Source organism: Streptomyces sp. NPDC093544, from assembly GCF_040683495.1.
Lineage (GTDB): Bacteria > Actinomycetota > Actinomycetes > Streptomycetales > Streptomycetaceae > Streptomyces.
Genome location: NZ_JBFBEA010000008.1, coordinates 141,402 through 156,342 on the forward strand (window position 1 = coordinate 141,402; position 14,941 = coordinate 156,342).

Sequence of the window (14,941 nt, forward strand, 5' to 3'; positions counted from 1 at the left end):
CGACGAAACGGAGAGTCTGTGGGAGCGAAATTGGGTATGCGGACATTTGCTCCGTTTGACCCGGGCTGCGACAAGGTCTCGGTGTCAAGGGAAGGGTGACAAGTCCGTCTGAGTAGGGGATGTGCATGCAGGACGAGCCGAACGACGAAGCGGCACGGATCGCCGCCGACGCCACCGCTGCCTCCCAGCCCCTCGCCGATGCCGATGCCTATGCCGAAAAGGCCAAGGCCGCCTTCGACGCCTCGCGTTTCGATGAGTCCCTCACCGCGGTCCGCGATGTCATCACCGCCGTCACCGACGCGGGCCCCGCTGTCACCGCCGACTACCTCTACCCATATGCCGACACCTGGCTGACAGCCGCCGCGGCGGCCCACCCCCACGACGTCCCCCACCAATTGGCGGCCGCTCGCAACGCCTGGGAAATCTATCTGTTCCTGTCCGGGCTGACGGACCTCACCAACATCCAGCGCGCCCGGCTGGCTCCCCAGATCCAGTCCACCGCCGGATACCTCGCTTTCGGTTCCCCCACCTCCGATCTCGCAGTCACCGCGTTCACCCTGGCCCGCGCTCTCTACACGCGCCTCACCGACGGCGACCACCGCCTGGACATCGCCGCCTCCTGGAACAGCCAGGCCGTCCACCACCACCTCATCTCCTTCCATCCCGCCAACCTCGATCCGCCTGCCGAACAGGCCAGACAGCGCGCGGCCGCCGCCCAAGCCGCCGCCATCGTCTTCCCCATCGCCGACGCGCTCCCCGATCCCGCCGTCACCCTGCCTGACCTGCAACGGATGGCCGACATCCTCGGCCGGCTGATCGGACTGCTCACGTTCGGCGGCCCCGACTCCGCGCCCAGCGACCAGGCCGCCACCCACGTCGCACAGGTGTACGGCGCGATGACCGATCACGACCACCGACTCGACCTCGCCGAGTGCCTGACCAGCCTGGCGCTGCGCCACCACGAGACGTCCTTCCACCCTGCATGCCCCGACCCACCCGCCGAGCAGACCAAACAGCGCGCAGCGGCCACCGAGGCCGCTGCCATCGCCTTTCCTCTCGCCGAAGCCCTCCCCTACGCTGCCGTCACGCTGCCCGATCGCCGGCGGCTGGCCGTCCTCCTCGACCGCCTGGTCGGGCTGCTCACGTTCGGCGGCCCCGACTCCGCGCCCAGCGACCAGGCCGCCGCCCACGCCCGGCAGGCCTACCAGGCGATGACCGATCACGACCACCGGCTCGACCTCGCAGCCACCTGGACCAGCCTGGCGTTGCGCCACCACGAGACGTCATTCCATCCCGCTTGCGCCGACCCACCCGCCGAACAACGGCAGCAACGGCAAGCCGCCGCCCGGGCCGTCGACCTGCTGTTCGCAATCGCTGAACCGCCCGCGACCAGTCCGCTGAGCGGCCCCGACCTCACCCGCGCGGCCGACCTCCTCGACCGGCTGACCGGCCTGCTCGCCTTCGGCGCCCCCGGACCGGAACTCCCGCCCGCCCAAGCCCTCGTCCAGCACGCCGCCACCCTGCGCGACCAGATCCGCCAGCTCGTGAAGGACATCGTCAACCACGTCGCAGCGACGGAACTGGCCCTCGCCCGAGAGGAGAAGCTGGCCGGCATCCGGCCGGCCGGATCCACCGACCCTGTCGACTACACACAACTCGCCGGCTTCACCCCCAACGAGTTCTGGGCTCCTCCGCACCTGGTCACCTCGCTGCAGAACCTGGCGTACGCGTATCAGCACGCCGGGCGCACTCACGAGGGTGTGACGGCGATGGCACGGCGCGTACTGGCCTACCGGCGCATGGTCGAAGCCGACTCGGCCGCCTACCGGCCCCAGCTCAGCACGGCACTCGCCGACCACAGCCAGTTCCTGCAGATCGCCGGCACCTCCACCGAAGCGATCGCGCCCGGCGAAGAGGCCGTGATCATCAGTGAGGAGCTCGCCGGGATCCGTCCCACCGGGAACACCGATCCGGTCAACTACAGCCAGCTCGCCGGCTTCATCCCGAACGAGTACTGGGCCTCCCCCTACCTCGTCCATGGTCTGTGGAACCTCGCCTACGCATACCAGCGCGCCAACCTGCCACTGGACGCCCTGGCGATCATGGGCAACCGGCTCGGAACGTATGAACGGGTCGTCGCCGAGGACGTCACCCAGCACCAGGCCGAGCTGACAGCCGCGCAGGAAGACGAAAAGGTCTTCTGGCGCACCGCCGGCATGCCACCCGGACCGCCCGCCGACGCCCTACCGCCCGACCCGCCGCACTACACGGTGACCGGCCCGGTTGCCGCGCTGTCACGGAACGCCAACCAACTGGACGTCTTCGCGGTCGGTCCCGACGGCGGCGTCCACAGCGCCTGGTGGAACGGCAACCCGTGGCGCGACTGGTTCCGTATCGGCACCCGCGAGTTCGGGCCGCGGACCCCGATCGCGACGCTGTCCCGCAACTCCGATCAGATGGACCTCTTCGCCGTCGGCCTCGACGGCGGCGTGTACAGCGCCTGGTGGAACGGCAACCCGTGGCGCGACTGGTTCCGTATCGGCACCCGCGAGTTCTCCCAGAACACGCCGATCTCGACGCTGTCGCGCAACCCGAACCAGATGGACCTGTTCGCCGTCGGGCTCGACGGCGGGGTCTACAACGCCTGGTGGAACGGCAACCCGTGGCGCGACTGGTCCCGCATCGGCACGGCAGAATTCGCGCAGGGAACACCGATCGCCGTGCTGTCGCGCAACTCCGACCAGATGGACCTGTTCGCCGTGGGGTTGGACGGCGGGGTCTGGACCACATGGTGGGACGGCCAGTGGCATGACTGGTTCCGCATCGGCGAGGAAGTCTTCGCCCAGAACACGCCCATCGCCGCACTGTCCCGCAACTCCGACCAGATGGACATCTTCGCTGTCGGCCTGGACGGCGGCGTCCACAGCGCCTGGTGGAACGGCAACCCCTGGCGCGACTGGTTCCGCATCGGCGAGGAGGTCCTCGCCCAGAACACGCCCATCGCCGCACTGTCCCGCAACTCCGACCAGATGGACATCTTCGCCATCGGCCTGGACGGCGGCGTCCACAGCGCCTGGTGGAACGGCAACCCCTGGCGCGACTGGTTCCGGCTCGGCACCGGCGAGTTCGGCCAGCTCACCCCGATCGCGGCACTGGCCCGCGATGCCGACCACATGGACCTGTTCGCTGTGGGGCGGGACGGCCGGGTGGATACGGCGACCTGGAACGGAAACCCCTGGCACGGCTGGTTCCCCATCGCGATCGTGCGACCGCGCCCGTTCTACATCGTCGGGCACAACCCGAACACTCTCGGCGACGCCCGGTCCGCCCTCGAAGCCGGCGCGAACGCGCTCGAGCCGGATGTGCAGACGTACGCGGACAGCCCACTGCTGTGCATCAGCCACGGGTCGGGGGACGGCGACGCGCCGATGCTGGCCGACTACCTGAGGGGACTGCACGAGCTGGCCGTGGAGTTTCCTCAGCTGTCCCTGGTGGTCTTCGACTGCAAGGAGCCCGTGACCTCACCCGAACACGGCCTGGAGCTGCTGACCGCGATCCGCGAACATCTGACCTACGACAACAACATCAACGTCATCATCTCGATCGCGTCCCGCGAAGACCATCAGGACGCCTTCTTCGACTTGATCGTCAGTCGGCTCGGACCCCACGAAGGGCTGATGATCGACTACGAGAACGACCCCGGGGCCGTCTCGAACTACTTCACCAGCCGCGGCGTCGTCAACCAGGGATACGGCAACGGCATCACCTTCCTGAACCGCCTGATCGGGCCGTACTACCGGTACACCCTCGAGGCCGCCTGCGGCATCCGCGCCCAGGCCGGACGGCCGAGGTTCATCTACGTGTGGACGGTCAACACCGACGACGCCATGCGCGAATACATCCGCATCGGCGTCGACGGCATCATCACCGACGACCTGGACGACCTTCGTCAGATCGTCGGCGAGTCGGAGTCCTCGGCACTGGTCCGACTCGCCACCCGCGACGACAACCCGTTCCAGCCCGACAATCGCGCCTACGGGCTCACCATCCACACCTCCGACAAGTGGATGGCCGGTACCGACGCCAACGTCACTTTCACCCTCACCGGCACCCTCGGCACCGTGAGCAAGGCCGTCAACACCAAACTCATCAAACGGATGGAGAGTGACCGCTGGAACTACGTCACCATTCACAGTGACGATCTCGGCCGCCTGACCTCCGTCGGCGTCCAGCGCGACGACGACGGCAACGCCCCCGACTGGCACCTCGACCGCATCATCGTCGCCAGCGCTCGCTACGCCATCCACGTCGAGGCTGTCTTCGACCGTTGGATCGACACCACGTCGTCCTACACCGTCGACCTGTAAGAGGGCGCGCTGAGTCCGTTTCTGGTAGGGGCCTCGTCCGGGTTGGGTGGGGAAGTCCCGCGCCGCTCTGCGTGACGCGCCGGCGGAACCACCACCCGACTGAGAGCGACCTTCCTGTCCGCCGGTCGGCTCCGGTCACGACGGAGTCGGCGGCGGACGGTCGGGTCATGGTTGGATCGGTTCGAGTTCCGGGAGTTCCAGGTCGGGCAGATCGAGGTCCCACGGGTCGCTCTCGACGACGTAGGTGCAGTCCGTGTACGAGTAGCCGGACTCGATCTTGCTGGTGGCGGTGTGGTTGGCGTTGTCGACCGTGTCGTCGGCGCGCTTGTAGAGGAAGTAGTAGTTGCCGGCGGGCAGCGTCAGTCTGGTCTTCGGGTAGCTCTTGCTCGTGTCCTGGCAGGCAAGAGACCGTCCGGTCGACTCGCTGGAGTACGTCTCGCAGCCTCCGCAGGCCTTGAGCGAGACCTTTCCGGTGACCGGACCGGTGAAGAGGATCTCCACATTGTCCGGAGCGTCATTGCTGATGACGAGCTCCAGTCCGGAACCGTTCGGTTTGGCGGCCGACGGCACACGCTTGCCCGCCGCAGCGTCCTCCGCAGCGATCTCCGCGCCTATGGCGATGTTCTGAGCCTGCACGCGCCGCTTGCTGTTCTTGTAGGTGGCGGCGAAATCGGTCATCGTCTGACGCGCCGCGGCGAAATCGTCGTCCTTGAACTGGTCCACACCGCAGGCGTACGTCCCCGACTCCACCACATTCCCGGCTTCCCCGGTCAGTGCGGTCGCGCTCTTGCCGGGCAGCCCCGATGCCGTGACGCTGATCCGCTGCACCTCCTCGGTGACAGCGCAGGGACCCTGACCGCCACCGGACAGTTCCCCGCTCAACTGCTTGATCCTGCCCCGGACAGCAGGCTCCACCTTGTCCGCCTGCTCGGAGTCCGGGAACGTACGCATCAACACACCGAACTCGCCCCCGTCCGTGGCCGCCCCCGCGCCCCCGAGCCTGCTCACGCCGCACTCGTACAGCGAGGTGGCCAACCGGTCGTCGGGCCAGTCGGTGAGATCGCCCAGCAGGTCCTTGTCCACCGCGTCGGGGACGGTCCGCAGATACGTCAGCGGTTCGACGGCGTCGCAGTACTCGTCCTTCGCGTACGGGCCGGCGACAGCGGTGTAGTACTTCTTCAGCCTGTCCGGTACGAGCTTCGCGGCTCTCGATCCCTCGTGCTCCTCGGCGAGTTCGCCGTATTGGGCCAGGGCACTCCGGTACTGCTCCTTCGAGGCGGCGAACGAGGCGGCGGAGCCTTTTGCGACCAGTTCGTCGGCACCGGCGAGCCGGTCGAGGAGCATCTGCTCCATGGCCTCGTCCCGCGCCGCGTCGTAGGCGACCGCGCCACCCGCCGGGACCGCCAGCAGTACCAGGCCCAGGGCGATGACCACAGGCGGCGTCAGCAGACCGGCCCGGCCGGGCCTTCCCGTCGGCGTCGGCGTCGGCGCCGACTCAGGCTCAGCGGGACTACGCAGTCCGCGGCGTGCCCCGTCGCCTGCGGTGAGCAGCAGGAAGATGACGTACGCGACCACCACGCCACCGGGTACGCCGTCCGGATCCGCGGGCAGCGCGATCAGCAGCAGTACGCCCGTGACGGCCCAGCAGAGAGCCGCGGGCAACCAGCGGCGCAGCAGCACATAGCCCAGGCCCAGGCCGCTCAGATTCAGCAGAGCCACGGCCAGCGCGCGCAGAGGGTCGGGCGCGGACAGCGGGCCGACCACAGGCGGATGGTCCGGCGGGGGCGGGAACGGTGAGAATCCCGGCGTCCAGGGCGGGCCCGACGACGGAGGTAGGGAGTCCTCGGGCGGTGCCGAGGGCGGGTCCGGGACCGAGGTCACTACCGGGTCCGGGGTTGCGGCCCCTCCCGGCGCCGAAGGCTCGCCCCCGCTTCGCCCCCGCTCCGGGACGGGCTCCGTCGCGGATCCCTCAGTCCCCCAGGGCACACCCGGGTCCGAGGACCTCGAGCCAGCTCTGTCGTACTCGTCTCCTGATCCCACAACAGCCCCCAACTGCCTTGATCCTAGCCTTACTTCAACACGATACGCATATATTCGGAGGCTTTCGAACATACCCATCACACGCCGCACTCAAGCGCCCGCCGTGCACACCGCAGGGGCCCGGTGTGCAGTGGGTCGGCTGATCGGCAGAGCCTCCTCCGCACCGAAGTCGGCCGGTGCGGAGGAGGCCACGCTCGGGCGAAGGAGTTCCGCCCGTGCGGGTCAGAACGAACAGTCCGGTACGCCGGCGATCTTCTCGCCGCCCTGGATGTACAAGTTGTTGACCCAGGCGACATCGCTACCGCTGAACTCCATGACCGCCGTCCACCAGTTGTTGCCGCCGACCGCCGGGTCGTTGACGAACTGGCCCTGCTTCTGACACACCGCGTCCATGGAGTACTGCGAACGCACCGCCAAGCGCGGTGACTCCGAGGTCGGCTGGCTGCGGAGGTTGACGTCGGTGGCCCAGATGTAGACGTCGGTGAGAGTCGGATCGCCGTTGTTCGCGGCGCCCACCGTGGTCGAGGCGTTCACCGCGGAGGTCCGCGCCTCGGGAGCCGCCTCGGCGGAGGTGGCTAGCGCGCCGACCGCGAGCGCGGTCACGGCCATCGCGGTGGCGGAACGTCGCAGCATCTTCTTCATGGGTGTCCCCCTGGTAGTTGGTGTTGCACTTGGTCCTGTGGTCAGCCGCCGGACCAGACACAGTGGTCGGGCACGCCGTCGATCCAGTTACTGCTGTTGTCGAGGTAATAGCTGGCCATGACCCCGTATTTGCTCCAGCCGGGCACCTCGACGACCACCCAGTACGGGTTCCCGCCCACCGGCTGACCGGGAATCTGACAGCGCACGAAGACCTGAGTGGGCGCGCCCACCTGGCCGAGTACGTCGGGGCAGTTGGCCGGGCTCGGGTAGTCCCAGCAACTGTCGATGGGGTACATCTCTCGGACATTGACGCCGGTCGCCCACAGTCCGTAGTAGCCGATCCCGTGCCCGTCGGCCGCGGCGTTGGGAGCCGAGGTTCCTACGAGGGCCAGGGCTCCCGCGGCTGCAAGTAGTGCGGTTCTTTTGCGCATTCCTGCCGTCTTCCTCCCCGTGCGTAAGGATGTGTTGCGGTCAGCAGACCGCCGATGCGGGCAGGCCGCCGTATTCGTCGCCATTGAGGTAGACGGCACTCACGTAGCCCTCGACGAGCTGCACCCAGACATCGTTGCTGTAGCCGTTGTCGGTGATGGTCTCGCCCGAGGTCCAGCAGTAGGCGCCGCGCGGCTGGTTCGCGGCGGCGGTGCCGACGATCGCTTCCGAACGCCACGGGCCGCTGCGAACGTTGACGGTCTCGTACGGGACGACCGCGTACGGCGCCGCCATGATGCGGGCGGTTCCCTGCGTGGTGGCCGTGTCCGCTGCGGCCGTGCCGACGGTGAGCGGGCCGAGCAGAGCCAGCGCACCGGCGCCGACGAGCGCGCCCCGGGCAATGGTTCGTATGAGCATTGCTGAGTTCCCCTGTGCTGACGGAGTGATGAACTTCGCGGCGTCCGGCCGACGTTCAGCACTCTAGGAACACAGGCGCCTGCCCGGTCCCTGACAGGTGTCAGGGACCGGGCAGGTCTCAGCCTGAATACTCTGCGAGATAGCCCCTTACCTTCTCCACGTGGGGCAGGATTCGCTCCGGCACACCGCCGGTCTCGATGATCGTGCGGTCGCTGGTGCGGTAGCCGGCGGCGACCAGGGCGGGCAGGTCCTTCTTCAGACCCTCCTGTTTGAAGCGCTGGCCCAGCCAGCACACGTATCCACCCATGGACACGATCGCGTCGGGCGGCGACATGTAGTCCTTGTCCCCGTCGCTGTCCCCGTCGACGGCCCAGGCCCGGAACACCGACGGCGTCCACATGGCGATGCCGTACTCGTCCGTCTCGGGCCGCGCGGCGTCGGCGTCGAAGCCGCTCTCCGCCTTGAGCAGGGCGGCGATCACGACCGGCGTGATCTCCTCCTCGGTGCAGCGGTTGGCCGCCCGGGTGATGGGTTCCCGCAGTGCCGTCGGTATGTCGGAGTCGGCGGGGATCGCGCCGGCGGCCACCGGTACGGAGGAGGACGAGGCAGCGGACGGGGACGAACGGTCCCGCTGCGAGCCGGTGTTGTCATCGTCGCCGGGCAGCAATGTCGCCGCGACGGCGGCGCAGACGGCCATCAGAGCGGCGACCACGGCCGGCAGCACTACACGGCGACCGCGGCGGGCATCGTTCGACAGTGGACGGATGCGCGCCGCGACGGCGGCTGCGTCGTGCGGGGCGCGGGAGTTGTGATCGGGGGCCAGACAGTCAGTGATCAGCTCTCGCCACGCTTCGGGGATCCGGTCGTCGAGCCGTAACGGCGCGGTCCCGCGGGCGTAGGACTGTGCAGCCAGCGCGCGGGCCCGGGCGGTGGCGCCCATGAAGGGGTGCAGTCCCCCCGTGAGCAGTTGGTGGGCGAGTACGCCGAAGGCCCAGATGTCCGCGGTGGGACGTACGACCGTGCCGCGCGCGTCGGTGCGCTGCGACCACCATTCGGGGGGCAGGTGGTCGAGGGTGCCGAGCGGGGGCATGTGGGCATGGGTTCCTTCGAGTTCGACGGTGAGGCCGAAGTCGGCGAGCCACACGTCTCCGTGCGCGGTCAGCAGGATGTTCGCGGGTTTCAGATCGCCGTGCACCCAGCCTGCGGCGTGCATGTGCATGAGCCCGGCGGCGACGCCGCGCAGGACACGGGCGGCGTTGGGGACCGGCTCCCCCGGCTCGGTGGCGTCGAGCAGATCCTGCAGGCTTCGCTCGGCCCGGTCCATGACGAGTGCGATCGCCCCGTCCAGCTCCGGCCTGTCCGGATCGCTGACGGTGCACACGGCATGAGTGCGGACGAGGTTTGGGTGGTCGGCCTCCTGGCTGAACCGCACCTCCTGCCGCACCAGTTCGTCGAGCGAGGCCCGCTGTCCGGGCGCGAGTACGTCGGTGCGCAGCAGTTTCACCGCTACCGGCGTTCCGTCGGCAACGGCTCGGGCCGCATAGACGCTCCCCCAGCCGCCGGCTCCGATCGGGCCGGTCAGTTCCCAGTCCTCGATCCGGTACCCGACGGGTACGTCGAGCAGCGGTCCGGAGGTCCGGCTCATACGCCTGCCTCCCGGACGCGGGTCCGGCCGCCCAACAGCGCGGTCCGTTCCGGCAGTACCGAGAGGTGTTCTTCCCGTACGAGATTGAAGCGGAGGGCGAGCGTCACGAGGTCCTCCCGCTTGGCGCCGACCCGGCCGCCCTCCTTGTGGGTGCCACTCTCGTCGGCGACGTCGAGGCGTAGTTTCACCGAGGCCAGGTAGTCGATGTGGTAATTGACCGCCGAACGCGTCAGATCCCGGCAGGAGTCGAGCGGACGCAGGCGATCCACGATTTCCCCCACGCCCGGCAGGGCTGCGCCGGACGCCGTGCGCAGCCGTGGTTCGCACAGTGCCACCAGGACCAGGAAGTACTTCGACGTCGGATCGAGGGAGAAGGGGCTGGCCGTCTGCTCTCCGCCGCCGGGGCCGGACTGCCCTTCGACGTAAGCGTGTTGGGGCGCGAACACCTTGAAGTCCGCGGCGCCTTCCAGCGACGGCAGCACGACTCGCGAGAACTCGAAGGGCACCGGTGCGCCGAGGCGGCCGGGGGCCACCTTGATGTACTCGCCGGCCCCTTCGAGGTTTTCTACGACGTAGGTTGCGGTCGGGCTGAAATTCGACAGCCGCCAGTAGTCCTCTGCGGCTTCGATCCGGCCCGCGTTGCGCGAGATGCCCGGGTCGTTCAGCACGATGGCGACGGAACTGCCGGGGGATCCACGCCCGAAGTCCCTCGTCTCACCCGGGCCCATGTGCAGCAGCCTGGGCTTCCCTTTCGCCTTCGCCCCATGGAGGTCCCCACCGGAATGGGGATCCGGCCGGTCGGGCAGCTGAACTATTACCGTGTCCATGTCACTCTTCCCCCGTGGTGGTCGCCAGGATTGTAGTAGGACACGGGCACCCGATCGGCCCCGGAATACCGGCCCGAGACGCCTCCCCGCACAGCGCGGATCACCAACTGGCCGAAAGCCACCCGACGCCATGACACCGGCAGAGCGGAGACCGGCCCTGCGACGCCTACGGTGACCCGGCGGTGTCTGCTGCCCGAAGCAACGAGTTCTTCACCAGCCGACCGTCCAGGCGGCGGACCTCAGGCCCGCCGCCTGCATCAGTGAACCCGGGGACAGCTGAGAGATCTCAGCCCTGGGCCAGCTCCGCCACCGGCTGCCACTTCTCCCACGTCGCCAGACGTCCCTCGTAGTCGGCCCTGGCGATACCCAGCGGCGCCGTACCGAAGAAGCATCGCAGCGGCGGCTCGTCGGCGTCCACGATCTCCAGGACGGCCGCGGCAGACGCGTGGGGGTCGCCCGGGGTGCCGACGCGCTCACGGCGCTGCTCCTGCACCTTCTTGTGGAACTCGGCGTACGCCGGCAGCTGCTCGGACGTGCTCGACGACGAGCCGGCCCAGTCGGTGGAGAAGCCACCAGGCTCGATCAGCGTGACCTTGATGCCGAACGGCGCGACCTCCTGGGCCAGCGCCTGGCTGATTCCCTCAAGCGCCCACTTCGACGCGTGGTAGATGCCGACCAGCGGAAACGCACTGATCCCACCGATGGAAGAGACCTGCAGAATGTGACCGCTGCCCTGCTCACGCAGGAACGGCAGTGCCGCCTGGGTGACCCACAGCGCCCCGAACAGGTTGGTCTCCAGCTGCGCGCGGGCCTCCGCCTCAGTGAGTTCCTCAACCATGCCGAAGTGGCCGTAGCCGGCGTTGTTGACCACCACGTCCAGGCGCCCGAACCGCTCGTGCGCCTGCCGCACGGCGGCAAAGTCGGCGTCGCGGTCCGTGACATCCAGTTGCAGGGGCAGGAGCCGCTCCCCATAGGTCGCGCCAAGATCGTCCAACGTGGACAGATCGCGTGCCGTCGCGGCCACGGAGTCGCCGCGTTCCAGCGCCGCGATCGCCCACTCCCGCCCGAAGCCGCGGGAGGCTCCGGTGATGAACCAGATCTTCTGTGTCATGGCGTGCTCCTCATGAAGTCATCGCCCGCTCCGTCACGACGTCGCGGCGCTACCTTCACCAGCGAACACCCTGGAGTGCGCTCCAAGGCAACTCCACCACTCCCCGACGGGGCCGCCCGACAACGGATACGCAAACCACGGGACGGCCGACTCCCCGCCGTTGTCCGCGTGAACCGCATGGAAACCGAGCCGGGAAAGGTACCGAGTACCCGGCGCCGTGGTGACCGCGATCGTCAGCGCCGGGTGCCCGTCAGCCCTCCGACCGGCCCCTCGGGTGACGAGTCGTCAGCCACACACTCGCGCCCGGCATGAGGTCGACTTCGCGCGGCCGGCGGAACCCGAGGGGCCGCAGCTGGTCCGCGTGGCGGGCGGAAATCGTGACCGCGACGGCGGTCGAGGCCTGGTCGTCAACGGCGCGCAGCCCCGGGGCCAGGAGGTCGGCGGCGACGGTATGGTCCCAGGCGCTCATGTCGTCCAGCGCGCCGGCGACGACCACCTTCCAGTGCGGCACGTCGGGCCCCGCCTCCTTCAGCAGTGTCGGCAGGACGGGACGGTGCTGCGGGCCGATGGCGAGTTCGCGGGAGAGGAGGCCGCTGAAATACGTCTCGGGAGGCTCGGACTCGACACCGGGCGGCAGCCAGATGGCGGCCGCGAGGAGCGCGCCGTCCTCCTGCTCCGCCACCCACACCTGGCCCTCTTCGAGGGCATGGTGGGCCAGCACCATCCGCATGGCGCTCTGCGCCTGCTCCCAGTCCAGCGCGGAGCTGTCCAGGGACGGGCCTGAAGGCGAGGTCGAGGGCGAGGGCGGAGCGATCAGGCGCACCACGGCGGGCACGTCCACCAGACCCGCCGCACGCACGGACGTCCGAGGACGCAATTGAAGAGTCGCCATATCCGTGTTCTCCATTTCAGATTGCCCGGCTCGTTCAGGTGATGTCGACCGTGGCCGCGCGAATCCGCCCGGTGGACGCGAACGCGGTTCGGAAAAGCCGGGAGGGTCGTAGGCCTGGCGTGGCAACCGGCCTTGTCCGGCGCGGCAGGCGCGGCTGGTCGTCGCCGTCGTCAGGGTGGTCAGGGTGGTCGTCATGGGGCTGGGGCCTGCTGAGCAGGACCACACCGCGGCCGGCCGCCGCAGCGCCGGCGAGGGCGAGCAGGGTGCCTGTCGCCCCGTACTGGAAGCCTTCGCCGAGCAAGGTGATGCCGATGAGGGACGCGGTGACCGGGTTGACGAGGGTGAGCAGGGCGAGCGGGCCGCCGAGGCCGCTGCGGTAGGCCTTCTGGGAGAGCAGCAGCCCGGCCGCGGCGAACGCGGCGGTGAGGACCGTCACCACCGCCACGCTCCAGGACAGCGCCGGCCCGACGGCGAGCTTCTGGGCCAGCGTGGAGCCGACTCCGGAGGCGATACCCGAGGCCGCCGCGAAAGCGAGGCCGCCCAGGGCGAAGCGGCCCGAGGCGAGCCGGACGAGCACCGCGACGACGGTGGCGGCGGTGAGCGCGACCACCAGGACCTCGGTGGCGTGCAAGGTGTTGTCCGGCGCGTCGCCCGAGGCGGTGGCGGTCAGCAGTGCGGTCAGCCCGACAAGGGTGAGGGCCATGCCGCGCCACTGCGTTCCCGAGGTCCGGCGGCGGGCGGCCAGCGAGCCCAGGGGCACCGCCGCCACGAGGGTCAGCGCGCCGAGCGGCTGCACCAGGGTCAGCGGCCCGTACCGCAGGGCGACCACGTGCAGCAGAGCGCCGGTGGCGTTGAGGAGGACCGACCACCACCACGAGCCGCGGGTGAGCGCGCCGCGCAGGTTCGCCGTTTTGGCGGCGGTCCTTTCCTGGACCACGGCGGCTGTGGCGTAGCAGACCGCGGAGGCCAGGGAGAGGGCGACAGCCAGGAACACCGGAGAGGTCGTCATCGCGCGGCCCGCGCCACGACGGTCGGAACCAGAGCCGCTGACCGCGCCTCACGCGGCACGTCGGGCTTGCTACTGCTGCGGCTGGGCACGCCCCGAGCTCCCATCAATACGAAACGGTTTCGTACACATAAACTACGACGACCTGAAGCGAAACGCAAGCGTTTCTTTAATTCGGTGTCCGGCGGCACCGCTCCGGCACATCCGCCGGCGCCTCAACGCCTCCTTCGACTCTCCCGTACGGCAGCATGCCGGGCGCGACCCCCGGGATTATTGTCGGCGGTATGGACGGAAATCGCCCAGGGTGGCGCCAGTGTCTGCTCGGCGGGACGGTGTTCGCCGTGTGCATGGCCGGCACCACGCTGCCGACCCCGCTCTACGGCCTCTACCAGGACAAGTTCGGTTTCTCCGAGCTGATGGTGACCGTCGTGTACGCCGTGTACGCCTTCGGGGTCATCGGCGTGCTGCTGCTGGCAGGCAACGCCTCCGACGCCGTCGGCAGGCGGCCTGTACTGCTGACGGGTCTGGGATTCTCGGCCTTGAGCGCGGTCTGCTTTCTGTGCGCCGACGGGCTGCCCTGGCTGTACGCGGGGCGGCTGATGTCGGGACTGTCCGCCGGCCTGTTCACCGGGGCCGCCACGGTGTACGTGCTGGAGCTGGCACCGAAAGGCGGCGCCTCCCGGGCCACGTTCGTGGCGACGGCCGTCAATATGGGCGGCCTCGGCTGCGGTCCGCTGCTTGCCGGACTACTCGCGCAGTACGCCGACTGGCCGCTGTACCTGCCGTTCGTCGTACACCTCGTGCTGGTGGCAGGCTCGGCCGTCGTCCTGCTGCGTCTGCCGGAGACCGTACGGGAGCGACGGCCGCTGAACACCGTACGACCGCAGCGGCCGGGCGTGCCCCCGCAGGTGCGGGCGGTGTTCGGGCCCGCGGCGATCGCGTCGTTCGTGGGGTTCGCACTGTTCGGGGTGTTCACCGCGGTCAGCCCAACGTTCCTCGAAGAGTCCCTGAACGTGGACAACCACGCCGTGAGCGGGCTTGTCGTCGCGCTGGCCTTCTTCGCCTCGGTCGGCGGGCAGCTGTTGGTCGGCCGGGTCGGGGTGGGCCGGTCGCTGCCGCTGGGCTGCGCCGCGCTCTTCGTCGCCCTCGCGCTGCTCGCGGGTGCGCTGCGGTGGGACCTGCTGTCCTTGGTGGTGGCGAGTGCGCTCGTCGCCGGAGTGGGGCAGGGGCTGGCGTTCCGCGGAGCACTGTCCGCGGTGGCCGGGGCCTCTCCCCCGGACCGGCGTGCGGCGGTGATCTCGACCCTGTTCGTGGTGGCGTACGCGGGTATCTCGTTGCCAGTGATCGGTGTGGGGGTTCTGGCGAGTCCGATGGGCCTGGAGGGTGCGGGGCTGGTGTTCATCGCGTGCATGGCCGTGCTCGTCACGATCGCGGGCCTCTACCTGCTCCGGCGACCGGTACGCGTGGAGACGTGAGGGCGTGCGGGCGCGGTGCCCTCCGTACCGCGCCCGCACGCCTCTCAACGGATCCAGCCACCACCCGGACGGGCTACCGCGCGGCGGGCC

General features: G+C 69.3%; 11 protein-coding genes. 2 read left to right on the forward strand and 9 right to left on the reverse strand.

What is annotated here, in order from left to right; all coding sequences use genetic code 11:
• The first annotated feature begins 125 nt into the window (after positions 1-125).
• Positions 126-4,367: a PLAT/LH2 domain-containing protein gene (locus AB0N66_RS14180; protein ID WP_365433147.1), complete on the forward strand. Its 4,242-nt coding sequence runs from the start codon at positions 126-128 to the stop codon at positions 4,365-4,367.
• A gap of 165 nt (positions 4,368-4,532) precedes the next feature.
• Here the strand turns inward: AB0N66_RS14180 and AB0N66_RS14185 are convergent, their stop codons facing one another.
• From AB0N66_RS14185 to AB0N66_RS14225, 9 genes are all read right to left on the reverse strand, one after another.
• Complete coding sequence (locus tag AB0N66_RS14185) at positions 4,533-6,131, reverse strand: hypothetical protein (RefSeq protein WP_365433149.1); 1,599 nt, start codon at positions 6,129-6,131, stop codon at positions 4,533-4,535.
• Positions 6,132-6,629: 498 nt separating this feature from the next.
• Entirely contained in the window at positions 6,630-7,049 is a 420-nt protein-coding gene (locus AB0N66_RS14190) for a peptidase M23 (RefSeq protein WP_365433152.1), read from the reverse strand.
• A gap of 41 nt (positions 7,050-7,090) precedes the next feature.
• Positions 7,091-7,480 (reverse strand): hypothetical protein, encoded by a 390-nt coding sequence (locus AB0N66_RS14195; protein WP_365433154.1) that lies wholly within the window; start codon positions 7,478-7,480, stop codon positions 7,091-7,093.
• 40 nt (positions 7,481-7,520) lie between these two features.
• Complete coding sequence (locus AB0N66_RS14200) at positions 7,521-7,895, reverse strand: SH3 domain-containing protein (protein ID WP_365433157.1); 375 nt, start codon at positions 7,893-7,895, stop codon at positions 7,521-7,523.
• A gap of 118 nt (positions 7,896-8,013) precedes the next feature.
• Positions 8,014-9,540 (reverse strand): serine/threonine-protein kinase, encoded by a 1,527-nt coding sequence (locus AB0N66_RS14205; RefSeq protein ID WP_365433160.1) that lies wholly within the window; start codon positions 9,538-9,540, stop codon positions 8,014-8,016.
• Positions 9,537-10,367 (reverse strand): serine/threonine protein kinase, encoded by an 831-nt coding sequence (locus AB0N66_RS14210; protein WP_365433162.1) that lies wholly within the window; start codon positions 10,365-10,367, stop codon positions 9,537-9,539. The genes AB0N66_RS14205 and AB0N66_RS14210 overlap by 4 nt, the downstream gene beginning before the upstream one ends.
• 286 nt (positions 10,368-10,653) lie before the next feature.
• Entirely contained in the window at positions 10,654-11,478 is an 825-nt protein-coding gene (locus AB0N66_RS14215) for an SDR family oxidoreductase (RefSeq protein WP_365433165.1), read from the reverse strand.
• A 250-nt stretch (positions 11,479-11,728) separates the two neighbouring features.
• Entirely contained in the window at positions 11,729-12,370 is a 642-nt protein-coding gene (locus AB0N66_RS14220) for a hypothetical protein (RefSeq protein WP_365433168.1), read from the reverse strand.
• Positions 12,371-12,404: 34 nt separating this feature from the next.
• The gene (locus AB0N66_RS14225) at positions 12,405-13,379 is read right to left on the reverse strand and encodes a hypothetical protein (RefSeq protein ID WP_365433171.1); all 975 of its coding nucleotides are present in this window, start codon (positions 13,377-13,379) and stop codon (positions 12,405-12,407) included.
• Between the two features lie 281 nt (positions 13,380-13,660).
• Between AB0N66_RS14225 and AB0N66_RS14230 the strand changes: the two genes are divergently transcribed.
• On the forward strand, positions 13,661-14,851 hold the full coding sequence (locus tag AB0N66_RS14230; RefSeq protein WP_365433174.1) for an MFS transporter: 1,191 nt from the start codon (positions 13,661-13,663) through the stop codon (positions 14,849-14,851).
• The last annotated feature ends 90 nt before the right edge of the window (positions 14,852-14,941 follow it).

Bases quoted from the DNA above. Each gene is read 5' to 3' on its own strand.
- AB0N66_RS14215 (WP_365433165.1), bottom strand. From the start codon at position 11,478: ATGACACAGAAGATCTGGTTCATCACCGGAGCCTCCCGCGGCTTCGGG.
- AB0N66_RS14210 (WP_365433162.1), bottom strand. From the start codon at position 10,367: ATGGACACGGTAATAGTTCAGCTGCCCGACCGGCCGGATCCCCATTCC.
- AB0N66_RS14195 (WP_365433154.1), bottom strand. From the start codon at position 7,480: ATGCGCAAAAGAACCGCACTACTTGCAGCCGCGGGAGCCCTGGCCCTC.
- AB0N66_RS14200 (WP_365433157.1), bottom strand. From the start codon at position 7,895: ATGCTCATACGAACCATTGCCCGGGGCGCGCTCGTCGGCGCCGGTGCG.
- AB0N66_RS14220 (WP_365433168.1), bottom strand. From the start codon at position 12,370: ATGGCGACTCTTCAATTGCGTCCTCGGACGTCCGTGCGTGCGGCGGGT.
- AB0N66_RS14225 (WP_365433171.1), bottom strand. From the start codon at position 13,379: ATGACGACCTCTCCGGTGTTCCTGGCTGTCGCCCTCTCCCTGGCCTCC.
- AB0N66_RS14230 (WP_365433174.1), top strand. From the start codon at position 13,661: ATGGACGGAAATCGCCCAGGGTGGCGCCAGTGTCTGCTCGGCGGGACG.
- AB0N66_RS14180 (WP_365433147.1), top strand. From the start codon at position 126: ATGCAGGACGAGCCGAACGACGAAGCGGCACGGATCGCCGCCGACGCC.
- AB0N66_RS14190 (WP_365433152.1), bottom strand. From the start codon at position 7,049: ATGAAGAAGATGCTGCGACGTTCCGCCACCGCGATGGCCGTGACCGCG.
- AB0N66_RS14205 (WP_365433160.1), bottom strand. From the start codon at position 9,540: ATGAGCCGGACCTCCGGACCGCTGCTCGACGTACCCGTCGGGTACCGG.